24 protein-coding genes, 1 tRNA gene and 2 pseudogenes are annotated in these 20,967 nt (G+C 64.9%); 17 read left to right on the forward strand and 10 right to left on the reverse strand.

Going from position 1 to position 20,967, the window contains the following annotated elements; translation table 11 throughout:
- Positions 1-3: 3 nt before the first annotated feature.
- From SALMUC_RS04350 to SALMUC_RS04360, 3 genes are all read left to right on the forward strand, one after another.
- Positions 4-957 (forward strand): alpha-E domain-containing protein, encoded by a 954-nt coding sequence (locus tag SALMUC_RS04350; protein ID WP_020042651.1) that lies wholly within the window; start codon positions 4-6, stop codon positions 955-957.
- On the forward strand, positions 954-1,784 hold the full coding sequence (locus SALMUC_RS04355) for a transglutaminase family protein (RefSeq protein WP_020042652.1): 831 nt from the start codon (positions 954-956) through the stop codon (positions 1,782-1,784). Before SALMUC_RS04350 ends, SALMUC_RS04355 begins: the two co-directional genes overlap by 4 nt.
- Positions 1,785-1,875: 91 nt before the next feature.
- Positions 1,876-2,598 (forward strand): proteasome-type protease, encoded by a 723-nt coding sequence (locus SALMUC_RS04360; RefSeq protein ID WP_020042653.1) that lies wholly within the window; start codon positions 1,876-1,878, stop codon positions 2,596-2,598.
- 19 nt (positions 2,599-2,617) lie between these two features.
- Here the strand turns inward: SALMUC_RS04360 and SALMUC_RS04365 are convergent, their stop codons facing one another.
- From SALMUC_RS04365 to SALMUC_RS04405, 9 genes are all read right to left on the reverse strand, one after another.
- Positions 2,618-3,151 (reverse strand): chemotaxis protein CheD, encoded by a 534-nt coding sequence (locus SALMUC_RS04365; protein WP_020042654.1) that lies wholly within the window; start codon positions 3,149-3,151, stop codon positions 2,618-2,620.
- The gene (locus tag SALMUC_RS04370; RefSeq protein ID WP_020042655.1) at positions 3,148-4,200 is read right to left on the reverse strand and encodes a chemotaxis protein CheB; all 1,053 of its coding nucleotides are present in this window, start codon (positions 4,198-4,200) and stop codon (positions 3,148-3,150) included. Before SALMUC_RS04370 ends, SALMUC_RS04365 begins: the two co-directional genes overlap by 4 nt.
- Positions 4,201-4,419: 219 nt before the next feature.
- Complete coding sequence (locus tag SALMUC_RS04375; protein ID WP_245584658.1) at positions 4,420-4,671, reverse strand: hypothetical protein; 252 nt, start codon at positions 4,669-4,671, stop codon at positions 4,420-4,422.
- Between the two features lie 4 nt (positions 4,672-4,675).
- Positions 4,676-5,062 (reverse strand): response regulator, encoded by a 387-nt coding sequence (locus SALMUC_RS04380; RefSeq protein ID WP_020042657.1) that lies wholly within the window; start codon positions 5,060-5,062, stop codon positions 4,676-4,678.
- The gene (locus SALMUC_RS04385) at positions 5,059-5,940 is read right to left on the reverse strand and encodes a CheR family methyltransferase (protein ID WP_020042658.1); all 882 of its coding nucleotides are present in this window, start codon (positions 5,938-5,940) and stop codon (positions 5,059-5,061) included. Before SALMUC_RS04385 ends, SALMUC_RS04380 begins: the two co-directional genes overlap by 4 nt.
- Entirely contained in the window at positions 5,937-6,404 is a 468-nt protein-coding gene (locus SALMUC_RS04390) for a chemotaxis protein CheW (RefSeq protein WP_020042659.1), read from the reverse strand. The genes SALMUC_RS04385 and SALMUC_RS04390 overlap by 4 nt, the downstream gene beginning before the upstream one ends.
- Positions 6,397-8,526: a chemotaxis protein CheA gene (locus tag SALMUC_RS04395; protein ID WP_020042660.1), complete on the reverse strand. Its 2,130-nt coding sequence runs from the start codon at positions 8,524-8,526 to the stop codon at positions 6,397-6,399. Before SALMUC_RS04395 ends, SALMUC_RS04390 begins: the two co-directional genes overlap by 8 nt.
- A gap of 2 nt (positions 8,527-8,528) precedes the next feature.
- Positions 8,529-8,900 carry a response regulator gene (locus tag SALMUC_RS04400; RefSeq protein ID WP_020042661.1) on the reverse strand — a complete coding sequence of 124 codons (372 nt, stop codon included), beginning with the start codon at positions 8,898-8,900 and terminating at the stop codon, positions 8,529-8,531.
- Positions 8,897-9,181: a hypothetical protein gene (locus SALMUC_RS04405; protein WP_020042662.1), complete on the reverse strand. Its 285-nt coding sequence runs from the start codon at positions 9,179-9,181 to the stop codon at positions 8,897-8,899. Before SALMUC_RS04405 ends, SALMUC_RS04400 begins: the two co-directional genes overlap by 4 nt.
- 194 nt (positions 9,182-9,375) lie before the next feature.
- On the opposite strand from SALMUC_RS04405, the pseudogene SALMUC_RS04410 reads away from it, so the two are divergent.
- Together SALMUC_RS04410 and SALMUC_RS04415 are read left to right on the forward strand one after the other, a co-directional pair.
- Positions 9,376-11,035 (forward strand): annotated as a pseudogene (locus tag SALMUC_RS04410) (thiamine pyrophosphate-binding protein).
- A gap of 319 nt (positions 11,036-11,354) precedes the next feature.
- Positions 11,355-11,936 (forward strand): DUF2238 domain-containing protein, encoded by a 582-nt coding sequence (locus tag SALMUC_RS04415; protein WP_245584670.1) that lies wholly within the window; start codon positions 11,355-11,357, stop codon positions 11,934-11,936.
- Positions 11,937-12,372: 436 nt separating this feature from the next.
- Here SALMUC_RS04415 and SALMUC_RS29495 read toward each other — a convergent pair.
- Positions 12,373-12,467, reverse strand: a tRNA-Phe gene (locus SALMUC_RS29495).
- A 417-nt stretch (positions 12,468-12,884) separates the two neighbouring features.
- On the opposite strand from SALMUC_RS29495, the gene SALMUC_RS04420 reads away from it, so the two are divergent.
- From SALMUC_RS04420 to SALMUC_RS04475, 12 genes and pseudogenes are all read left to right on the forward strand, one after another.
- Entirely contained in the window at positions 12,885-13,301 is a 417-nt protein-coding gene (locus SALMUC_RS04420) for a hypothetical protein (protein ID WP_156883364.1), read from the forward strand.
- Between the two features lie 150 nt (positions 13,302-13,451).
- Positions 13,452-14,408: an IS5 family transposase gene (locus SALMUC_RS04425; RefSeq protein WP_021119830.1), complete on the forward strand. Its 957-nt coding sequence runs from the start codon at positions 13,452-13,454 to the stop codon at positions 14,406-14,408.
- Between the two features lie 185 nt (positions 14,409-14,593).
- Positions 14,594-15,613 (forward strand): annotated as a pseudogene (locus SALMUC_RS04430) (AAA family ATPase); the annotation flags it as partial.
- Positions 15,614-15,792: 179 nt separating this feature from the next.
- Positions 15,793-16,014 (forward strand): hypothetical protein, encoded by a 222-nt coding sequence (locus tag SALMUC_RS04435; protein ID WP_020041303.1) that lies wholly within the window; start codon positions 15,793-15,795, stop codon positions 16,012-16,014.
- A gap of 2 nt (positions 16,015-16,016) precedes the next feature.
- On the forward strand, positions 16,017-16,268 hold the full coding sequence (locus tag SALMUC_RS04440; protein ID WP_021119831.1) for a hypothetical protein: 252 nt from the start codon (positions 16,017-16,019) through the stop codon (positions 16,266-16,268).
- 177 nt (positions 16,269-16,445) lie between these two features.
- A complete protein-coding gene (locus tag SALMUC_RS04445; RefSeq protein WP_037371179.1) occupies positions 16,446-17,654 on the forward strand; it encodes a phage portal protein in 1,209 nt (402 codons plus the stop codon).
- A complete protein-coding gene (locus SALMUC_RS04450) occupies positions 17,644-18,033 on the forward strand; it encodes a hypothetical protein (RefSeq protein ID WP_020041306.1) in 390 nt (129 codons plus the stop codon). The genes SALMUC_RS04445 and SALMUC_RS04450 overlap by 11 nt, the downstream gene beginning before the upstream one ends.
- Entirely contained in the window at positions 18,033-18,542 is a 510-nt protein-coding gene (locus SALMUC_RS04455; protein WP_020041307.1) for an HK97 family phage prohead protease, read from the forward strand. The genes SALMUC_RS04450 and SALMUC_RS04455 overlap by 1 nt, the downstream gene beginning before the upstream one ends.
- Positions 18,543-18,550: 8 nt before the next feature.
- Positions 18,551-19,711: a phage major capsid protein gene (locus tag SALMUC_RS04460; RefSeq protein WP_245584659.1), complete on the forward strand. Its 1,161-nt coding sequence runs from the start codon at positions 18,551-18,553 to the stop codon at positions 19,709-19,711.
- A gap of 12 nt (positions 19,712-19,723) precedes the next feature.
- Entirely contained in the window at positions 19,724-20,110 is a 387-nt protein-coding gene (locus SALMUC_RS04465) for a hypothetical protein (protein WP_020041309.1), read from the forward strand.
- Positions 20,111-20,268: 158 nt separating this feature from the next.
- Positions 20,269-20,475 carry an HNH endonuclease gene (locus tag SALMUC_RS30945; RefSeq protein WP_020041310.1) on the forward strand — a complete coding sequence of 69 codons (207 nt, stop codon included), beginning with the start codon at positions 20,269-20,271 and terminating at the stop codon, positions 20,473-20,475.
- 3 nt (positions 20,476-20,478) lie between these two features.
- Positions 20,479-20,961, forward strand: a complete 483-nt coding sequence (locus SALMUC_RS04475; protein WP_020041311.1) for a hypothetical protein — start codon at positions 20,479-20,481, stop codon at positions 20,959-20,961.
- Positions 20,962-20,967: the final 6 nt, after the last annotated feature.

Below are 20,967 nucleotides of genomic sequence, written 5' to 3' on the forward strand. Positions count from 1 at the left end.
GGGATGCTGAGCCGAACTGCAGATCACCTCTACTGGATGTCGCGCTATCTCGAGCGCGCCGAAACCACCGCGCGCCTGCTCGAGGTGGGCGCGCGCAACGCACTGCTGCCCGACCTCTCTGGCGGCTACCGCAACGACTGGGAGGCCGTGCTGCGCGCCAAGGGCGGTTACGAGCTTTTCAAGGAGAAATACGACGAGGCCAACCAGCGCAACATCGGGACATTCCTGTTTTTCGATGCCGAGAACCCCTCGTCGGTGCTGTCCTGCATCAACGCCGCGCGCGAGAATGCGCGGGTGGTGCGCACCGCGCTGACTTCGCCGGTCTGGGATGCGATCAACACCTCCTACCAGGACCTCAAGCAGCTTCAGAGGACCGAGCGGAGCAAGCTTTCGCTCAACGACCTCTCGGAATGGACGATGCGGGTCTGCCACCTCGTGCGCGGCGCGATCTCGGCGACGCAGCTGCGCAACGACGGGTATTCCTTCATCGGGCTCGGCACCTCGATCGAGCGCGCGGACAACACCGCGCGGCTGATCGATGTGAAGTACTACGTGCTGCTGCCGAGCGTCTCCTACGTCGGCTCGGGACTGGATCAGAGCCAGTGGGCGCTGCTGCTGCAATCGATGACCGCACAGCGGGCTTTCAACTGGACCTACACCGGCGAGATCACGGCCTCCAAGATCGCGCACCTGCTGATCCTCAACCGGCAGTTCCCGCGCTCGCTGCTGTCCTGCGTGCAGTGGACCTGCGATCACCTCGACGACATCGCGGCCGCGTACCAGATGCCCACGCGGGCGCAGGACGTGGCACACCAGCTGCTCGACGATCTCAGCCGGGCAGAGGTCGAGGACATCTTCGACGAGGGCCTTCACGAGTTCCTGGCGCGCTTCATGGCCCGCAACGCCGGGCTCGCCAACACGATACAGGACGTGTACCTTCACGGGATGCCCGCATGAAACTCAGCGTCCGACATACCACCCGCTATTTCTTCGACGCGCCCGCCCGCGGCATCGTGCAGTCGCTGCGGCTCTGGCCGGCGGACTGCGCCTCGCAGAAGGTGCTGTCCTGGGACGTCTCCGCCGAGGGCGCGCTCTTTGGCGCGCATTTCACCGATGGGGCAGGGGACCGAACGGCGCTTGCCAGCTGGCGTGGGCCGCTCGAAAGCGTCACGCTGGAAGTCACGGGCGAGGTCGAGACCGTCGATCTCTTCGGCGTGCTGCGCGATCATCGCGAAAAACTCCCGGCCTCGGCCTATCTGCGCCAGACGCGGCCCATCGCTGCGGACAAGGGCCTGCGCGAATTGTCGGCGGAGGCCCTGCGCGGCATGGACGGTGCAAGCGCGCTCGATCGGGCCCATGCGCTGTCCCGGGCGGTGCGCGGCGCCATCGACTACGCGCCGGGCGAGACCCGTGCGCATACCACGGCGGCCGAGGCGCTCGACCGGGGCAAGGGAGTCTGCCAGGATCACACGCACGCCCTGATCGCCGTGGCGCATGTCGCGGGTATCCCGGCGCGCTACGTCGTGGGCTATCTGCATGCGGACGAGGAGGGCGCGTCTCACGAGGCGAGCCATGCCTGGGCCGAACTGCACGTGCCCGAACTGGGATGGGTGGGCTTCGATCCCTCGAACGCCTGCTGCCCGGACGAGCGCTACATCCGCCTGGGTTCGGGATTCGATGCCCAGGATGCCTCTCCGATCCGCGGCGTGGTGCAGGGATCGCAGCCGACCGAGCGCCTCGAGGTTGAGGTGGTCGTGACGGCGAGCCAGCAACAGCAGCAGTAAAGCATTCCGTCATGCGCTCCACGCCCCATTGCCGCGAGGGCGGGCGGGTAGTATTGCGATGGGCGCGCCAGACCGGCGCGAGGGAGTCGCGATGACATACTGCGTGGGATTGCTGCTGGACGCCGGGGTCGTGCTCCTGTCCGACACGCGGACCAATGCGGGCCTCGACAACATCGCGACCTATCGCAAGATGTTTCTCTTCGAGACCCCGGGCGAGCGGGCCATCGGGATCATGACCGCTGGGTCCCTGTCGGTCACGCAGACCACCATGGCGCGGCTCGAGGATGCGCTGGATGATCCCGACAGCGACCGCTCCATACTGCGTGCGCCGACGATGCTCCAGGTGGCGGAAATCGTGGGGACGACTTTGTCCGACGTGACCTCCGAGGTTTCGGGCAAGATGGGCCGCATGAGCCAGACCGCGCGGGCGACCATGCTGGTGGCCGGCCAGCGCAAGGGCGGTCCGATGCGGATGTTCCTGATCTATCCCGAGGGCAATTTCATCGAGGCGACCACCGACACCCCCTTCCTTCAGATCGGCGAGCACAAGTACGGCAAGCCGATCCTTGACCGGGTCATTACGCCGCAGACCACGTTGGCCGAAGCCGAGAAGGCGGTTCTTCTGTCGATGGACTCGACCCTTCGTTCGAACCTCAGCGTCGGGATGCCGCTGGACTTCGCGGTGATCGAACGCGATGCGCTGCGGATTTCCCGCACGCGGCGCATCGACGCCGATGATGAGGGGTTCTCGCGGATGAGTAATGCCTGGTCCGAGGCGCTGCGCAACGCCTTCCAGGAGATCGATCCGATCTGATCGCTTGCCCGGCACGGGATCAGAAGAGCGTGACTTCGCCGCCGGCCGCCGCTTGCGGTCCGGGCGGTGCGATGGGTGCGACCTTCTCGACTTCGCCCGGGACGATGTAGAGTTTCACGCGGCCGTCCGCCGCCCAGAACCGGATCCGACGCGCGGCATTGCCGCCAGTGCTTTCCGAGGCAAGCGGGATGGCTTCGTTTTCCAGAAACTCACGCGCGAAGGCCACGTTCGAGGCGCCGATGTCGCGCAACTGGCGGACCATGTTGGCCCCCCCGAAGAGCTTGGCGACCATGCGGCTCTTGCGCGCCCCGCGCTTGAGCATTCCGTTGATGAGCAGTTCCATGGAGTAGGCGCCGTAGCGTACGTTTTCGCCCTCCTTCCCGGCGCGCTGCGGAAGGAGGAAGTGGTTCATGCCGCCGATACCCGCCGAAGGATCCGTCAGGCAGACGGCAACGCAGGACCCCAGAACGGTGGAAAAGACGTCACCGGTCGCGTTCGAGATGCGGTATTCGCCTTGTATCACGTTGACGATACGGTCTGGTGTCATGGTCATTTCGCGGTCATTCCCGATGTCTTGGCCGGTGCCGGAGCACTGCAGGCGCGCAGCAGGGCGGGACCGATCTGGTCAAGCGGCAGGCAGGACTGAGCCGCACCGAGGTCAATGGCTGCGCGCGGCATGCCGAAGACGACGCTGCTTGCCTCGTCCTGGGCAATGGTCGTCGCGCCGGCATCGCGCAGCCTTTTCATACCGGCCGCGCCATCGCGTCCCATGCCGGTCAGCAGCGCGGCAGCGGCCCGCGGCGCGCCCGGTACGGCGCTCTCGAACAGGCAGTCGACCGACGGCATATGGCCCGACACCGGCTCGCTTCCGACGAGTTCCGTCCGCAGAGGTCTACCGCCCTTAAGTATCAGGTGCGCGCGACTTCCTGCGGCGATGACGATTTCGCCAGGGTGAACTTGGTCCCGATCTACAGCGCGCCTGACCCGCGCTGCGCATTGTCGATCCAGCAGACGCGCCAGGCTTTCCCCGAAGCCGCCGCCGGTGTGCTGAACGATGAAGGTCGGCGGACAATCCGATGGAAAGGCCGCCAGAATTCTCAGCAACGCATCGACGCCGCCGGTCGAGGCTCCGATGAGTATGAAGCGCCCATTGTCTGTCCTGGCGGCGGAAGGGCCGGTTCCGGCCTGTGCGCCACCGGCTGATGGCGCGCGCGCGCGCTGGCGAGCCGAGTGCGTCAATGAGCGGATCTTGTCGATAATTTCCTGCACGGGAAGATCGATTTCGATCGAGAAGATATCGGATTTTCGCACCCAGGGGGCTGGTGCGTCGCGACCGGGCGCATCGCGCTGCCCGGTGATCACGAGCCAGCGAACGTCGAGCGTGGCGAACAGCGCGCGCATGACCTCGAATTCCTCACGCCGGGCGAGGCTTTCGTCAATCAGTACGGCTTTGGGTTCCTGCTCTTCGACTTCGGCGTAGGTTTCCATGAGGTCTCTGGTCCGCGCGACGACACTGATGTCCGACACTGTAGCGAACTGTGCGGCGAGACGGTCGCGAAGTGCCTGGTCGGGATGCGCGATAACGAGGGTGATCTGCTTCATCGTCGAACCTTTCTGGCTATCGCTCGGCGTCTGGGTCGTAGCGCCGGGCCAAGGGCGATTGCCTCGTTGCGGGCTTTGCGGTGCGGCAACAGCAGCACTTTCGGGTGCCTGTCTGTCAGAACATTTCCGGTACGTTCGGTTTGAGTTCCTCGTCCTGCGTGCCTGCCAGCCGCAATGCCATGTCGCGCAGGGTCACAGAGGAGAGTTCCTCAGCAAGATCTAGGCCCCCTCCTTCGGCAAACGTCGCGACAGGCGCTCGGTGTAGCTAGCGAGCGCGTCCGTCGATTGTGCCAATACGTCAAGTTCTTGCAGAGCGGTGATTGCTGCGGTGCCGATGCGGTTGCTTTCGCCCGAATAAATGTGATCCATCCCATGCTCGAGCCTTTCCAGCCGGTGCTGCAGATGGCGAATCTCGCGCGACAAGAGCCATGCCGCGTCGCTTGCCGAGAGGTGGGAAGCGCGTTGGGTCATGGTGTCAGAGCCGCCCCACGACACTTTCGATGCACTGCTTCATCGACAGGGAGGTAAAAGGTTTCTTGATCATGTTGTTCAGGCCGAGCTGCTTGGCTTGGGCAACCATTTCCGGAGTGGGTTTCCCGGTAACCAGTATGAAGCCAATTCGCTGCGTTGACTTGTTCTGGCGGACAGCCTTGAGCAAGCCGAGCCCATCCATGTTCGGCATGTTGAAGTCTGACAGGACAAGATGGACGGGGTTTGCCGAAAGGCGCGCCAGAGCCTTCTGACCGTCATTTTCCGTCTGATAATTCTTGATCCCGATCTCGTCGAGCGCCTGCGTGATAAGGCCACGACTTGTCGCCATGTCGTCGACGACCATAATTCGTAGGGAATCTTTGAGGCTCATGTTTCCCTCCCTTTAGTTGTCGATTGTTCTGATGGCACGATCTTGCGATAGGCAGTGACCCCGACCGAACGGAAGCTCGCGGTCGCCGGCCCCGAAACTCGCTCGCTGTGACCTATGAATAGATATCCGCCGGGCCGGAGCATCTCGGCAAAGCGTGTCCAGAGCTTCTGCTGGGTGTCTTGGTCGAAGTAGATCGCCACATTGCGGCAGAAGATCCCGTCGAAGGGCCCGCGGAAGGGCCAGGTCGTCATGAGGTTGAGCTCGGCAAACGTGACCAGTTTTCCGACATCGTCGGTCATTTCAAAATGGTCCGGATCGCTGTTGCAGCGACGGGTAAATTGCCTGGAAAGGTGCGCAGGGATCGCACTTTGCTCTTCCTTTGGGTAGCGACCGTTTTGCGCCCGCCGGACGATTGCCGGATCGATGTCGGTTGCGAGAACCCTGACGTCGCGGCGATCAATGTCAGCGAGGCTATCCCGTAGCGTCATTGCGATCGAGTAAGCTTCCTGCCCGGAAGAGCACCCAGCCGACCAGAGACGGATGCGTCCGTGATGCCCACAATCCGGCAGCAGCTCGGATGCAAGCATGTCGAAGTGATGCCTTTCCCGGAAAAAGCTCGTCACGTTAGTCGTCAATGCAGTGATCAGTTCAAGGCGCTCGTCAGCCTCGGCATCGTCGTTTAACAGTGCCATGTAATCTTGGAATTTTTCGACGCCGCGGGCGCGGAGGCGCCTGGCGAGGCGTGAATATACCAGAGGTTTCTTGCTGTCCGCGAGGCTCAAGCCATACTCGGCGCGAGCAAGTCGCGCGAGATCCCGGAAGTCGGCGTCTGAAAAGCCGAATTCGCCCGTTCCAGTTTCAGCGGTAGCGAGTATCACACGACTGCTCCGCGGTCGTTGTCGAGCACTGCGTCCAAGTTGACCACGCGCACAACATTGTCGCCAACTGAGATCACTCCCAGAATTGCCTGGCGTGCGGCCTCGGACTTGATGTCAGGCGTTTCCTGAATGGCGGATTTGTTCACCGACAGAATCTCTGAGACGGATTCGACCAGAAGGCCAATTGTCGTATCCCCACAGGCCGCAACTATGACGACGTTCCGTTCGTTGTCGGAGGTCTGGCCCAATCCGAAACGAGCGGAAAGATCGAAGATCGGGATCACCGCGCCACGTAGGTTCATCACACCGAGCACGTCGTCCGGCGTATGCGGCAGCCGTGTTACAGGTGTCCAGCGGCGAATCTCGCGGATTTGCGTGATCTCGAGGCAGAAACTTTGGTTCCCCGCCGAAAAGGTGATGAATTCGAATTGGGCTTCGGTCGGTCCTTCATTTGCATCAAGCATGGCGGAGTTCCGTTCTGGGTTGTGGAGTGGTGAAGAGGACGGGGGCCGCGGGATGCAGTTTCACGACTTCGTCGGGATCAAGGATCAGAGCGATCTTGCCGTCGCCAAGAATGGTCGCGGCCGAGACACCGGGGATGGCGCCATAGTTGCTCTCCAGGCTCTTGATCACGACCTGGCGCTGATCGTGGATGGCATCGACCCTCAGCGCGGCGAGTCCCTGCGCCTCTGTACCGACCAGCAGGAGCACACCGCCGCCGATGTCGTTTGACGACGACGCTAGGCCGAGGTTTCCGGCGACGTCCACGATCGGGACATAGGCGCCGCGGACAGCGATGACCCGGCCATCTGTCCCGATCTGGTGCAGGTCGCGGCGGTTCGGGCGAATGGTCTCGATGATCGAGGAAATCGGGATCACCATGGTCTGGTCGGAAACGCTGATGACGAAGCCGTCCATCACCGCGAGCGTCAACGGAAGCACGATGGTGAAGGTCGTGCCTGCTCCGGGAAGCGATGAGATGGAAACACGCCCGCCCAGTGCCGCAACCGCGTTGCGCACGACATCCATGCCGACGCCGCGACCCGAAAGATTGGAAACGGCGCTGGCCGTCGAAAATCCGGGCAGGAATAGCAGGTTGTCGATGTCCTGGTCCGAGAGTTCGGCATCCGGCGCGATCAGACCCTTCTCGACGGCTTTCTCGAAGATGCGTTTGCGATCGAGGCCGGCGCCGTCATCGATGATCTCGATGAAGACGCTACCGGACCGATGCGATGCTGAAAGGCGGATCGTCCCGGCCGGCTCCTTGCCGATCTCGGTTCGCCGATCAGGGCTTTCGAGACCGTGGTCGACCGCGTTGCGCACCATATGGGTGAGCGGGTCGGCCAGCCGTTCGATCACGGTCTTGTCGACTTCGGTGGAATCACCCTCGGTCACGAGCTTGGCCTTCTTGCCTGTGGCCTCCGAGGCTTCCCTGACGATTCGTGACATCCGCTGGAACAGTGGCTTCACAGGTTGTGCCCGAATCGCCATCACGCCTTCCTGGATGTCGCGCGCGAGAAGCTTGTAGGCCTCGAGTTCGTTGGTGAGATGCGAGACCGCGGGCAGTTCCAGCTCCTCGATCCGTTGGGAGATCATTGCCTGGTTGATGATAAGCTCGCCAACCGTGTTGATGAGGCGATCGACGCGATCGAGGTCGACGCGCAGGGTTGGACGTGGGCCCCGCGGTTCGTTGGCTCCTTGGACCGGGGCTGTCGCAGGTCTGGCATCCTCGACCGTATCCTGCGTCGTCTGCGGCAAGGCCGCTTCGATGCCGGAGGGCGCCAAGGACGTGACGGTTTCGGCTGTCGAGTCTTCGACCTCTGGCTCCGGCTGCTGTTCCGGCGATTGCCCTGATACCCGGATGTCGAGGTCACAAAGCGATTCCACGAACTCGAAGACCTCGTGCAAGACCATTTCGTCTTCGGCTGTGTCGAGGGTCAGCTGCCAGGAGAGCACGGCGTCGTTGGGATCGAACGCGTCGAATTCGGGCAACTCCGAGAGATCGGCGGTCACCTCGAGCGTCCCGAGTTCCGCCAGCGCATCGAAGAGCAGCAGCGGCTCGTGGCCGTTGGCGTAAAGCGCGGCGGTCGGCCGGAAACGGAGCTCGAAGCGGCGCAGCGCGGGCTCAGCGGGCTCGATGGACATGGGCGCCGCTTCAAAATCCAGGCTCAAGGCGTCGAAGCTGAAATCGTCCTGCTTGTCGGACTCTCCGAGGTAGGCCTCGAGTTCCTTCAGAATGGTGCTTTCGGTTTCGCTATCCGGCTCACGCTCGTCACGGGCCGCCTCGACGAGGTCGGCCAGCTGGTCGCCCGAGCGATGGAACAGGCGCATGAGCGCTTCGTCCACCTCGAGGTCATGCGAGCGGACCTTGTCCATCACCGTCTCGAAGGCATGTGCGAAGGCGACCAGCCGATCGAGCCCGAAGGCGCCCGCGCCACCCTTGATGGAATGAACCGCGCGGAAGACCGCGTTCACGACCTCCATGTCGCCCGTGTTTTCCTCCATGGCCGACAGGCCTTCGACCAGCGCTTCGAGGAGCTCCTCGCATTCCTCGAAAAACGTGTCCCGGATCGAGTTTCTCGACATGGTTACACCACGTGTCCAGTAAGCCGCCGCAGCACCGAAACGAGCGAGCCGTCGTCGAAGGGCTTGACGATCCAGCCCGTGGCACCGGCGTTTCGCGCTCGGGTCTTGAGGTCTGCACCGCTTTCGGTGGTGAGCACGATGATCGGAACCGTGGTGCGGTTCGGCCCGGTGCGCAGGGTCTCGATCACGCCGAAGCCGTCCATGTTCGGCATGTTGATGTCTGTGATGACGACATCGGGCTCAACCTCGGTGAACTGCTCGACACCTTCGACCCCGTCGCAGGCGGAATGGTATTCGAACCCGGCGCCCTCCAGCGAGACGCGCAGCAGGTTCCGGATCGTGCGGGAATCGTCGATCGCGAGGACTTTGGTCATTGCATCGGGTCCTTGTCGAAATGATCGGGGGCGAGTCCGAGTCGTTCCAGACCCGCCTGGAACGAGACCGATGTATCGGTCACCCGGAAAGCGACCCCCTCGGCCGCCCATTGCGCCTGTGCCACGAGGAGGATCTGAAGCCGGTGTGCATCGACCCGCAGGACGTCACGTACGGAGATCGACACCGGGGCATGCCGCGCCCCTAGCAGGAAGGGGACGAGGGGATCCTCCCCATTGCGGTTCCGCACCGGGTCGAGGGCGTGAAAATGGACATCGGGCATGGCGGAATCGGCACCTCCTGCAGCGTCGTCTGCCGGCCGGGGCGTCGCGGAGGGAGCCCCGTGCGGCTGGGGCCAGACATACGGGCGGTGTCTTAACAAAGCGTTCTGGAAACACGGCTTTCCGCGCGGCCTTGCAACTGCCCGCCGGATTGCCGATCACTTGTGCAACGGGGGTGCCAGGGGAGGACGACGGCATGACACGACACGGTGGACGGTTGCTGGTGGAATGTCTGGCCGCACTGGGCGCGACGCGCGCCTTCGGGGTGCCCGGCGAAAGCTATCTTGCGGTGCTGGATGCGTTGCACGACACGCCGGGGGCCCCGGATTACGTGCTGTGCCGGCAGGAGGGCGGGGCGGCCTTCATGGCGGCGGCCCACGGCAAACTGACCGGGCAGCCGGGTCTTTGCATGGTCACGCGCGGACCGGGGGCGACCAATGCCTCGATCGGGGTGCACACCGCGATGCAGGATTCCTCGCCGATGATTCTCCTTGTCGGGCAGATCGCGACGGACACCCGCGACCGCGAGGCCTTCCAGGAGGTCGACTACCGCGCGGTCTTCGGCACCATGGCGAAATGGGTGACCGAGATCGACCAGGTCGAGCGCATCCCCGAGATCCTGTCGCGCGCCTGGCTCACGGCGACCACGGGCCGGCCGGGGCCGGTGGTGATCGCGCTGCCCGAGGACATGCTCATGCAGGAGACCGCGACCCCGCCCATCTCGGGCCTGCCACGCGTCCTGCCGCCAGCGCCGGCGCCGGGCGCCGTGGACGAGGCGATGGAGATCCTTCAGGGGGCCGAGAAACCGCTGATCATGTTCGGCGGCAGCAACTGGGACGACGAGGCGCGTGGCGCGTTGCGGCGTTTTGCCGAAGCCTCGGACATCCCGGTTCTGGCCTCCTTCCGCTACCAGGACCAGTTCGACAGCGCCTCACCGGTCTTTGCCGGCGATGCCGGGGTCGGGATGCCGGCCACGACCAAGGCGCTCATCCGCGACGCGGACACGATCCTCGCGCTGGGCATCCGCTTCGGCGAGAACATGACCGACGGCTATTCGCTGCTCGAGGTGCCCGAGCCGCGGCAGAAGGTGATCCACGTGCATGTCTCGGACCGCGAGATCGGCAAGGTCTACGCGCCGACGCTCGGCGTGCATGCCGCGCCCGAGGAATTCGCGCGTGCGCTGACCGGCCCGGTCACCGGTCCCTGGGCCGCCTGGCGCGAGACGGCGCGTGCCGACTACCTGGGCTTCATCGACCGTGCACCGGCGCAACCGGGACCGGTCGACATGGTCGCGGTCTGCGCCTGGCTGCGCGAACGCCTTGCCGGCGAGACGATCCTGACCAACGGGGCCGGCAACTTCACGGTCTGGCCGACAAGGTTCTTCCGCTTCGGTCCGGGCATGCGCCTGCTCGCGCCGCAATCGGGCGCCATGGGCTATGGCATCCCGGCGGCTATCGCGGCCAAGCTCGAGCGACCCGAAGCGACGGTGATCTGCGTCGCCGGCGACGGCGATTGCCAGATGACCGGGCAGGAGCTGGCGACAGCCCGGCAGGCCGGCGCGGCAGTGATCGTGCTTGTTGTGAACAATGGCACCTACGGCACGATCCGGGCGCACCAGGAGCGCGAGTTCCCTGCGCGCGTCAGCGGCACCGAGATCGTGAATCCCGATTTTGCGGCCTGGGCGCGCGCCTGCGGCCGTTCACGGCGAGCGCGTGGAGCGGACCGAGGATTTCGCCGCAGCCTTCAAACGTGCGGAGGCCTCGCCGACGGGGGCGCTGCTCGAACTGGAAGTCTCGAAGGAGGCACTGACCCCATACCGCACGCTGAGCCAGATCCGGGGGGCGGCGCAGGGCTGACCGTACGGCCGCGGCGCCTGGCGCGGGCCCTGTCGGGATCGAGCCGCCAAAACTGCCAGCCTGCAAAGGTGCGCGGCCCGTTCCCGGTCGCGTGCCGGGCGCTCCGTCACCATCCGGGCCGTGGGGCGCCGGCATCGCTCGGCAACACGCGCAACGGCGCACCGAGACCTCCGAGCGCCTTTCGCCTCCAATGGCTCAAGGGCGTTGCGACAAGGTGGCGCCTGACCTTAGGCTCATGGCCACAAGGAGAGGCAACATGGCAATCGGACGTTCACCCCGGCGCAGCGAAATTGCGGTCGCGGTCTTCACGGGGGCCTACGTGCTCCTGTTTGCCGCCTCGTTCCTTCTGCGCGGCAACTACGAGTTCATCGTCTACGTGATCACGATGCTGGGCCTGATCGGTCTCGTCGGCGGCAGCCTGCGGTCGGCCGAGTATCCGGTCTCGATGCTCTGGGCGCTGTCCGGCTGGGGGCTGCTGCACATGGCGGGCGGGGGCGTGCCGGTGGGGGAGAGCGTTCTCTACTCGGCGCAGGTCATTCCGATCACGCCGGAGAACGGCGAAATGACGCTTCTCAAATACGACCAGCTCGTCCATGCTTACGGCTTCGGCGTGACCGCATGGGTGCTCTGGTACCTGATGCGCCGGCACTTTCCGGTTCTGGGCGGGACGAAGACGATTTTCGTCTACCCGGCGCTGGGCGCGATGGGACTTGGGGCGACCAACGAGATCATCGAGTTCATTGCGGTGTTGTCCGTCCCGGAAACGAACGTCGGAGGCTACTACAATACCGCGCTGGACCTGGTGTTCAACGCATTGGGCGCAATCGGCGCCATGATGGTGATCGCGCTGACCGGCAGCGGTCGTGACAGGCGGGAGCGCCGAGAGACGTCCCGGACCTGATCGGTTCCGTCTCCGACTTCAGGTGGGAGGCACGCAATCAGCCCGGATGTCTTGGACCGGATCCTCCGGCGAGCAGGATTGGCCCGACACGGGGTAGGTCCCGGGTTGTGGTCCATCGCAGGCGGTCAACGCCAGCAGACCGGACAGCAAGGTGGCGATTGGGAAAGCTCTCATGGCGGGCGTCCTTTTCCTCTGCGGGACAAGCCGCGTGCATGGAATTTGCGGACAGATCCGCAGAACACCGCGAGAGCCCTTTGACGGCTTTCGGGTAACTGGCGTCTGTCCGGATCCGGGCAAGCGGCGGAACGGAGCCCAATCATGCGGTCCCCGCGCCTTGGCGTCGTTGACGAACGTCAAGACATCACAGGGCCTTCGGCCTCTGGGCCTGCCGTGGTGATGACTGCGTTCGGAGTCTCGATTTCGCGGGAAAGTAATGTGGAGGCGAGTACCGGAATCGAACCGGTGTACACGGATTTGCAATCCACACGGAAATCCAGCCTTTTCAGGGGGGATGTGTTTCAAAAACACCCCCGACAAATCGTGAACAGACCGCGAAAGTTTCAAATGCCGATTTGACCGGGGCAAACGAAAACCCCGGCGCGCTGGCGGGCGCGGCCGGGGCTGAGGTCAAGGCTCTGGAGAACCTTCACGACGAAGGTACCGCATCGCCGGCGGCGCGTCACCCCATCATCGCGCGGCACTGGGGGGCGCTGGTATGAGCAATCGCAGGACACGCCGCGCATGGGCCGCGGCGCTCCGCAAGCACACCCGCCCGGGCCGCGTTCTTCACGCTGAGATCCGTCACGACAACGCTTGCCTGATCCACTCGCCCGCCCGTGTCTGCACCTGCGATCCAGACCGCGTGCTTCGGGACGATGACGGCAAGGTGTTGGAGACGGTCAATGGCGCCGGGCCCTTCGACCCGCTGGAAATGAGGGGGGCCACAGGATGACGAAAGCAACCTCTTTCTCGAGCATGATGCAGCGCCGGCACCTCGGGGTATCTCGAGCGCTGGGATACGCCCTCACGCTCGGAACGCACGAGGCATGGTCAGACTTCCGCCGTGTGATCGCTATACGCCTCTCCGAGGAGGAGTGCGCAGGGCTGGCATTCTGGGCGCTTCGATCGCTCTCCGATGACCACGCGGCAGCGACCATGCAGGCGGTGGCGGATCTTCTGGATATTCCGTCACCGGCCGGAGCGCCGATTGCGCCCTTGGGCGACCTGATGGACCAGGCAGCATTCTGGGCCGATATGGCTGACCCAGCTGAGGCCGAGGCGTATTGCCTCTGCACGTTCAATCGGATGCCATCGGCTCGGCAGGCCGCCTTCCTCGACTACGTTCAAGGGAGGAATGCGGCTTGATGCGACCTTTCGCGGACTACGATGCGCAAGATCAGGCGCACCGGCAGGAACATCTAGGGCACCCAGGCGATAAGCCAGGGAGAGTCTGAAAAACCTCGCGCCTTGGCCGGGTTGAGGTAGACTGGGCGAGACGAAGAAGGATGCCCACCGATGCCCAAGCAACCTGCGTTTCCCGGTCTCCGCCACGCGATGAAGAAGAAGCAGACCCGGCGTGAGAAGTTTCTCGCGGAGATGGACGCGGTGGTGCCTTGGATGCGTCTGCTGGCGCTGATCGAGCCTCATTATCCGAAGGTCGGGCCGAAGGGCGGTCGGCCGCCGATGCCACTGGAGACGATGCTGCGGGTGTATTTCCTGCAGCAATGGTATGCGCTGAGCGATCCCATGGCTGAGGAGATGCTCTACGACAGCGAGTCCATGCGCCGGTTCGCAGGCATCGAACTCGGTGATGATCGTGTCCCGGATGAGACGACGATCCTGAACTTCAGACACCTGCTGGAGAAGCACGCGCTGACGGAGCGTTTGTTCGTTGAAGTGAACAAACATCTGGCCGATCAGGGCATCACGCTGCGCTCGGGCACACTGGTCGATGCGACGATCATCGACGCGCCGTCCTCGACCAAGAACGAAGCCGGGGCGCGCGATCCGGAGATGTCGTCAACGAAGAAGGGCAATGACTGGTTCTTCGGGATGAAGGCGCACGTTGGCGTCGATGCCGAGAGCGGCATCGTGCATAGCCTCGAGACCACCACGGCGAAGGTGCATGACAGCCAGGTCTGGGATGAGCTCCTCCATGGCGAGGAGACGTCGGTGTGGGCGGACAAGGGCTATGTCAGCGCTGCGCGCGAGGCCCATTTCTCCGGCCCGGACAAGTTCTGGGGCGTCATGCGGAAGGCGCCGAAGGGCGCTGCGCTGGACCCCATCGACGAGCACATCAATCGGATTATCGCGATGGTGCGGGCGCGGGTGGAGCATCCATTCCGCGTGCTCAAGCGCCAATTCGGGTATCTGAAGACCCGCTACCGTGGCCTCGCGAAGAACCGCGCGCAACTCTTCACGCTGTTCGCCCTCGGCAACCTGTTCCTCGTACGAAGAAAGCTGATGCCATGAGCCGGACTCTGTCCGAGGACCCCGTTTCGGGGCCTCAACAATGCCAAATCCGGCGAAATCAAATGCGCCTCGGGCTCACGCACCGATTTCACAGCCCGGATGGCCGGATGTCGGCGAAGCCGAAGCCGTAGTTCAGACCTTCCCCAGAAACTGGGCGGCGGTCTCGGTTCTATTCCGCGGCATCCCTCAAAGGGAGGCCAGTCAAGCCACGCGAGTGGCTGGTTCATGGGCTCATCCCTCAGAAGACCGTGACCCTGTTCGGCGGCGATGGCGGCACCGGCAAGAGCCTACTGTCTCTGCAACTGGCCGTGGCCGTTGCGACCGGAGGCGGCTGGATCGGCAGGGGCGTTAGCGAGGGCCGCGTAATCTACATGAGTGCCGAGGACGACGAGGATGAGCTGCACCGCCGTGTGGACGACATTCTGCGGGCTGAGCGCCGCGACTATGACGACCTGCCCGGCCTCACCCTGCGCTCTCTGGCGGGCGAGGATGCGCTCCTGGCGCTCGAGGGCCAAGTGCAGCTCATACAGTCCGAACTCTTCAAGGAACTGGACCGCCGCGCTGCCGACGAGAGTCCCGCGCTGATCGTCATCGACACCTTGGCTGACGTCTACCCGGCCAACGAGAACGACCGGGCCAAGGTTCGCCAATTCATCGGGATTCTGCGCAGTCTCGCGATCAAGCGCGGATGTGCGGTCCTGCTACTGGGGCATCCGTCGCTCACCGGCATTTCCAGCGGCACTGGCGCCTCGGGCTCAACCGCCTGGAACAACTCCGTGCGCTCGCGCCTCTACCTGTCCCGGATCATGGACGATGGTTTCGAGGCGGATCCCGACCGCCGTGTCATGACCACGATGAAGGCCAACTACGGCCGCGTGGGGGAGGAGACGCACATGAAGTGGCATGACGGTGTGTTCGTCGCTGAGGTGTCCGAGCAGGGCCTCGACAAGCTTGCGGCAGGGGCCAAGGCGCAGCGTGTCTTCATGAAGCTTCTGGCAGCCTATACCGCGCAGGGCAGACAGGTGAACCACGCGGGCGGTTCACGCTATGCCCCCAAGCTGTTTGCTGAACACCCCGACAACGAAGGTATGACCAAGCGCGCGCTCAAGGCGGCGATGGAAGGGCTATTGGCGACGGGAAAGATCAGGATCGAGACTGCGGGGCCAGCGTCCAGGCGCACCTCTTACATCGTGGAGGCAGGCTGATGAACGCCTGCAATACCCCCTTCATCCCCCCTACGAAAGTGGGTTCGGTAGTGCCTTCACCCCCCCTGCAATACCCGCTTCATCCCCCTAGCCAAACACACCCCCATACCCCCAAGGGCTGTGCGCACGCCCTGAGAGGCGTTGCGCGCCCTGGGAAATGCCGGAAGGAGGCAGAGAGCATGTCGCAACAGAACCCACCGCTCGACCGCTGGCGCTTCGACGCCATCACGACCGGCCCGGAGAAGCTCTGGGGCTTGAGCGCAATCGCAACGGCCATCGGCGTGAGCGTCGACAAGGCCCGACGCCTGGCACGTCTACCCGACTGCCCGATCTACCGCCCGGACGGCCAGCGCTACTTCGCGCTCCGCTCCGAGCTGAACGCATGGCTGAAAAGGAAATGACCATGAGCAAGGCACGTATCGAGATCACCAAGGGTATGGTCGACTGGCAGGAGCATTTCACCGACGCTGGGCGCAGACCGGTACTCGATATGATCGGGCGCGAGGTCTTCTTCATCGACATGGTCGAAGAGGATGGTAGCAGGCTCAACCTCTGGATCGTCGACACCTACGAGAAGGCGATCTTCTATGCCGAGAGTGCAGCGCACTCCGAGGGCTACGCGGTGGATGACCTGGTGTTGGCTGAGGGCAAGTGACACCCGGGGCGGGGGGTGGTCCCGGACTTTGGGCCACCCTTGGGGACCGGCGCGGGGAGGCGCGCGCAAGATCGGCCCGAATCTGGATTTTCGCCGGTCATGAAAACCCACGAAAACCAATGAAAACCTGCAGTCTGCAATCTGCACATGCCCGCCTGGTGGCGCGACACTGTGGGCATGTGGCCATTCAAGCGCAAATCCCAGACCGAGACCGAGACGAAGGGGCTCGCCGAACCGGGCGATGACCTCTACGCGCTCTTCGGCATCACGCCGACCGCGACCACCGGTACGGTGGTGACGCCCGACGCGGCGCTGCGGGTGCCGGCGGTGGGCTCCGCGATCCGCGTCATCTCCGAGGCAGTGGCCACGCTCGACGTGAGCGTGAAGCGCATCCAGGCGGACGGAACCGAGATCGCCGCGCCCGGTCACCCGGTCCTGCCGCTGCTCCGCGACGAGGCGAACGACTGGACCGATGGCTTCTCGCTGATCCGGGATCTCGTGATCGATGCCCTCTCCGACGACAAGGGCGGGGTGGCCTACGTCAACCGCCTGGGCGACGGGCGCATCGCCGAGATCATCCGATACCGCCGGGGCGTGATCGACGTGCAGTTCGACCAGACCACCGGCGAGCCGAGCTACAAGATAGACAGCCGCACGGTGCCGGCCTCGGACATCATCCACCTTCGCAGTCCCTTCGGACGTGCGCCGCTCTCGCTGGCCCGCGAGGCCATCGGCGTGGCGCTGGCGCTCGACCTCCACGCGGCCCGCCTCTTTGGCCGTGGTGCCCGCCCCTCGGGCGCCCTGAAGTTCCCGAAGGGCATGGGCGAGGAGAGCGTGAAGAAAGCCCGCGCCGCCTGGCGGACGACCCACGAGGGCGAGGACAGCGGCGGGCAGACGGCGATCCTCTACGACGGCGCCGAGTTCGAGCCCTTCACGTTCAACTCGACCGACAGCCAGTTCCTCGAGAACCGCAAGTTCCAGATCCTCGAGATCGCCCGCGCCTTCCGCGTGCCGCCGTCCATGCTCTTCGACCACGACCGCGCGACCTGGTCGAACACGGAGCAGATGGGCCGCGAGTTCCTGAGCTACACGCTGGAGCCCTGGCTGCGCGCCACCGAGGGCGCCCTGCGGCGCGCGCTCTTCACCCCCGAGGAGCGCGGCACCTATGCCGTCCGCTTCGACCGTGACGACCTGACCCGCGCCGATCTCTCGACCCGCTCGACCGTGATCAACTCGCTGATCGCGTCCCAGGTCATCAACCCGAACGAAGGCCGGTCCTGGCTGGGCCTGGCGCCCCGCGAAGGCGGCGATGCCTTCCTGAACCCGAACATCAGCGAGGCCCCGGGCGGGTCCAGCGCCGACGAGGAGACCGACGATGCAGCTTGACGATATCCGCGCCTTCTCCGCCGACCAGGAGCGCGGCGCGTGGTTCGATCTTCTCGACCCCGTGACGGGCGGGCAGACCGGCATCCGCATGAAGCTGGCGGGGCCGGACAGCGAGATCCAGAACCGTGCCCGCCTGCGACTGGCCGACGATCTGTCCGAGGTGGCGGACGCCGAGGGCCGGGTCACCGCCGAGGCGCGGGAGCGCGCCCGGATCGAGAGCCTCGCGCGCTGCGTGCTCGCCTGGGAGATCTCCGAGGATGGCGAGCCGGTGCCCTTCACGCAGGCCAATGTGGTCCGCCTGCTCAAGGCGGCCGCGTGGGTCCAGGCGCAGGTGGACGGCTTCGCCTCCGACCGCGCCGCATTCCGGAGGGCCGGTTGATGGAGCGCGTCTACCTGGAGACCAAGCTCGACGCTTCGGACGATGGAAGCATTGAGGGGCTGGCATGGCCCTACGCGCAGGGCGACCGCGTCGGAGACTGGATCAGCAAGGGGGCTTTCACCGGCACCTCGCTCCCGATGCCCATGCTCTTTGCGCACGACCAGAAGGAGCCCGTGGGCGTCTGGGAGGCCGCCGAGGATCGCGATGACGGGCTGCACCTCAAGGGCCGCCTGCTGGTCGACGACGTGGTCCGTGCCCGCGAGGTCAGCGCTCTGGTGCGCTCCGGCGCGGTTCGCGGCATCTCCATCGGTTTCCGAACCAAGAAAGCGACACCCCGACCGCGCGGCGGCCGGACGATCCAGGAACTGGAGCTCCTCGAGGCGAGCCTCGTGGCAATCCCCATGCATCCCGGCGCGAGGGTCACCTCCGCCAAGACGGCGGTGCGGGCCCTGGGCCTCGCCGCCACCCTGCAACGCGCCGCGGCGCAGCTCGCAAAAAAGGAATCCTGATGCGACACATGAGCAAGACCGAGCTGCTGGGCAGCGCGGCGATCACCCTGAAAGACGGCGGCGAAGACGATCCCGACGATATCGTCACCAAGGCCATCGGCGATCTCACTGCGACCGTGAACAAGCGGCTCGATGACATCGAGGCGAAGACCGACACCACGAAGATCGAGGAACGGCTCGATAAGATCGAGGCGAAGTCGAACCGCGCCAAGGGCGGCGATGACGCCGACCCCGACGAGCAGGCCGAGGTCGAGAAGAAGGCCTTCGGCACCTACCTGCGCCTCGGCAACCAGACCCCGCCCGACGAGATCAAGGCGCTGACCGTCTCGAACGATCCGCAGGCGGGCTATCTCGCGCCGGCGGAGATGAGCACCGAGTTCGTCCGCAACCTGGTCGAGTACTCGCCGATCCGCTCCATCGCCAGCGTTCGCGGCATCACGGGCCCCTCGGTGAAGTACCCCAAGCGCACCGGCGTCACGAACGCGCAATGGGAAGGCGAGGCCGAGGAATCGGAAGAGAGCGCGCCCGCCTTCGGTCAGCTCGAGGTGCTGCCGCACAAGCTCACCACCTTCACGGACATCTCGAACGAGCTGCTCTCGGACAGCGGCGGCACGGCCGAGGCCGAGGTCCGCATGGCGCTGGCCGAGGACTTCGGGAAGAAGGAGGGCACGGCGTTCGTCAACGGGACCGGCTCCGGGCAGCCCGAGGGCCTGATGACCCATGCCGACATCGCGGAGACCATCAACGGTTCCACGTCCGCGCTTTCGGCCGACAAGATGATCGACCTGATGTACGCGCTGCCGGCGATGTACCGGAACGCGGGCACGTGGCTGATGAACGGCACGACCCTCGCCGCGGTGCGTAAGCTGAAGGACGGCGACGGCCGCTTCCTCTGGCAGCCCAGCTTCCAGGCGGGCCAGCCCGAGACGATCCTCGGCCGTCCCGTGGTCGAAGCGGTGGACATGCCGGACATCGCCTCCGGGGCCTTCCCGATCCTCTACGGCGACTTCTCCGCCTACCGGATCGTGGACCGTCTCTCCATGTCGATCCTCTCCGATCCGTACACGCAGGCGCGCAAGGGCGTGACCCGCATGCACGCCACCCGCCGCGTCGGCGGCCGCGTCCTGCAGGCCGCGCGCTTCCGCAAGCTCAAGATGTCCACCAGCTGAGGAGAATGATCCATGCGTGACATCGCATCCAACATCGGCCCGGTACAGGCGGTCGCACCGCAGGTGCTCTCGGCCACGAACACCTCGGCCGCCATCGATCTCCTCGGCTTCAACGCCGCGGCGGTGGTGGTCAACACCGGCGCCATCGTCTCCTCCGGCGACTTCACCGCGAAGCTGCAGGAGAGCGACACGACCACCTCGGGCGATTTCACCGACGTGGCGGCCGAGCACCTGGTCGGGAGCTTCCCGGCCAGCCTCGCGGCCGACAGCGTCGTGAAGGTCGGCTATATCGGCCATAAGCGGTACGTCCGCACGGTCATCACGCAGAACAGCGGCACCTCCATCGCCGCCGGCGCGGTGATCGTGAAGGGGCACCCCGCAGACGCCCCGGTCAGCTGATGCCCTCGCGCGGGCCTCGCATCTGTGGTTGCGGCAGCCGGGTTGCCCCCGGTGCGCGCTGCCCTTGCGAGGTCCGGCGGGACGCAGAGCGCAAGGCCCGTCACGACCGGAAGCGACCGAACAGCAGCCAGCGCGGCTACGGCGGCACTTGGGAGCGCATGGCGAAGGCCTTCCTCCAGCGCCGCGAGAACCGCCGCTGCAAGTGGCCCGGCTGTGACCAGCGAGCCCGGCACGTCGATCACATCATTCCGCACAAGGGCGACCCGGCCCTCAGGGATGACCCGTCCAACTGGCAGGGCCTCTGCGCCCATCATCACAACAGCGCCAAGCAAAGACTGGAACGGCGCACCTACAAGAGGACCTGAACCATGCCCGTATTCGCAACGGCTGGCGCCAAGCTTTCCATCGGCAGCGCCCTGGCAGCAAAGACCGCCGACTTCGTGGCCAGCGACTTCGACTCCGAAACCTGGACCCAGATCAAGGAGCTCGAATCCCTGGGCAGCTTCGGCGACACCGCACAGGAGATCACGTTTGAATCGATCTCCGACCTTCGCACGAAGCGCTTCAAGGGAACGCGTTCCGCAGGCACCATGGAAGTGGTCTGTGGGATCGACTACGCCGACGCCGGGCAGCTTGCCGCCATCGCGGCGGAGAAGACCGACGACAACTACGCGTTCAAGCTGGAGTTCGATGACGCACCGGAAGGCGGCACGCCCTCGGAGCGCTACTTCGTGGCCATGGTGGGCGGTGCCTCGGAGCAGCTCGACACGGCGAACAACGTCATGAAGCTGAACCTGACGCTCTGGATCAACTCCAACGTGGTGCGCGTGAACGCGGCCGAGGCGGTCTGAGGCTGA

Origin of the sequence: Salipiger mucosus DSM 16094, from assembly GCF_000442255.1 — a bacterium.
GTDB classification, from domain to species: domain Bacteria; phylum Pseudomonadota; class Alphaproteobacteria; order Rhodobacterales; family Rhodobacteraceae; genus Salipiger; species Salipiger mucosus.

What these genes read in the sequence shown, in the direction of transcription:
- SALMUC_RS04350 (WP_020042651.1), top strand. Translation starts at nt 4, where the DNA reads ATGCTGAGCCGAACTGCAGATCACCTCTACTGGATGTCGCGCTATCTC.
- SALMUC_RS04355 (WP_020042652.1), top strand. Translation starts at nt 954, where the DNA reads ATGAAACTCAGCGTCCGACATACCACCCGCTATTTCTTCGACGCGCCC.
- SALMUC_RS04360 (WP_020042653.1), top strand. Translation starts at nt 1,876, where the DNA reads ATGACATACTGCGTGGGATTGCTGCTGGACGCCGGGGTCGTGCTCCTG.
- SALMUC_RS04365 (WP_020042654.1), bottom strand. Translation starts at nt 3,151, where the DNA reads ATGACCATGACACCAGACCGTATCGTCAACGTGATACAAGGCGAATAC.
- SALMUC_RS04370 (WP_020042655.1), bottom strand. Translation starts at nt 4,200, where the DNA reads ATGAAGCAGATCACCCTCGTTATCGCGCATCCCGACCAGGCACTTCGC.
- SALMUC_RS04375 (WP_245584658.1), bottom strand. Translation starts at nt 4,671, where the DNA reads ATGACCCAACGCGCTTCCCACCTCTCGGCAAGCGACGCGGCATGGCTC.
- SALMUC_RS04380 (WP_020042657.1), bottom strand. Translation starts at nt 5,062, where the DNA reads ATGAGCCTCAAAGATTCCCTACGAATTATGGTCGTCGACGACATGGCG.
- SALMUC_RS04390 (WP_020042659.1), bottom strand. Translation starts at nt 6,404, where the DNA reads ATGCTTGATGCAAATGAAGGACCGACCGAAGCCCAATTCGAATTCATC.
- SALMUC_RS04395 (WP_020042660.1), bottom strand. Translation starts at nt 8,526, where the DNA reads ATGTCGAGAAACTCGATCCGGGACACGTTTTTCGAGGAATGCGAGGAG.
- SALMUC_RS04400 (WP_020042661.1), bottom strand. Translation starts at nt 8,900, where the DNA reads ATGACCAAAGTCCTCGCGATCGACGATTCCCGCACGATCCGGAACCTG.
- SALMUC_RS04405 (WP_020042662.1), bottom strand. Translation starts at nt 9,181, where the DNA reads ATGCCCGATGTCCATTTTCACGCCCTCGACCCGGTGCGGAACCGCAAT.
- SALMUC_RS04420 (WP_156883364.1), top strand. Translation starts at nt 12,885, where the DNA reads ATGACGAAAGCAACCTCTTTCTCGAGCATGATGCAGCGCCGGCACCTC.
- SALMUC_RS04425 (WP_021119830.1), top strand. Translation starts at nt 13,452, where the DNA reads ATGCCCAAGCAACCTGCGTTTCCCGGTCTCCGCCACGCGATGAAGAAG.
- SALMUC_RS04435 (WP_020041303.1), top strand. Translation starts at nt 15,793, where the DNA reads ATGTCGCAACAGAACCCACCGCTCGACCGCTGGCGCTTCGACGCCATC.
- SALMUC_RS04440 (WP_021119831.1), top strand. Translation starts at nt 16,017, where the DNA reads ATGAGCAAGGCACGTATCGAGATCACCAAGGGTATGGTCGACTGGCAG.
- SALMUC_RS04445 (WP_037371179.1), top strand. Translation starts at nt 16,446, where the DNA reads ATGTGGCCATTCAAGCGCAAATCCCAGACCGAGACCGAGACGAAGGGG.
- SALMUC_RS04450 (WP_020041306.1), top strand. Translation starts at nt 17,644, where the DNA reads ATGCAGCTTGACGATATCCGCGCCTTCTCCGCCGACCAGGAGCGCGGC.
- SALMUC_RS04455 (WP_020041307.1), top strand. Translation starts at nt 18,033, where the DNA reads ATGGAGCGCGTCTACCTGGAGACCAAGCTCGACGCTTCGGACGATGGA.
- SALMUC_RS04460 (WP_245584659.1), top strand. Translation starts at nt 18,551, where the DNA reads ATGAGCAAGACCGAGCTGCTGGGCAGCGCGGCGATCACCCTGAAAGAC.
- SALMUC_RS04465 (WP_020041309.1), top strand. Translation starts at nt 19,724, where the DNA reads ATGCGTGACATCGCATCCAACATCGGCCCGGTACAGGCGGTCGCACCG.
- SALMUC_RS30945 (WP_020041310.1), top strand. Translation starts at nt 20,269, where the DNA reads ATGGCGAAGGCCTTCCTCCAGCGCCGCGAGAACCGCCGCTGCAAGTGG.
- SALMUC_RS04475 (WP_020041311.1), top strand. Translation starts at nt 20,479, where the DNA reads ATGCCCGTATTCGCAACGGCTGGCGCCAAGCTTTCCATCGGCAGCGCC.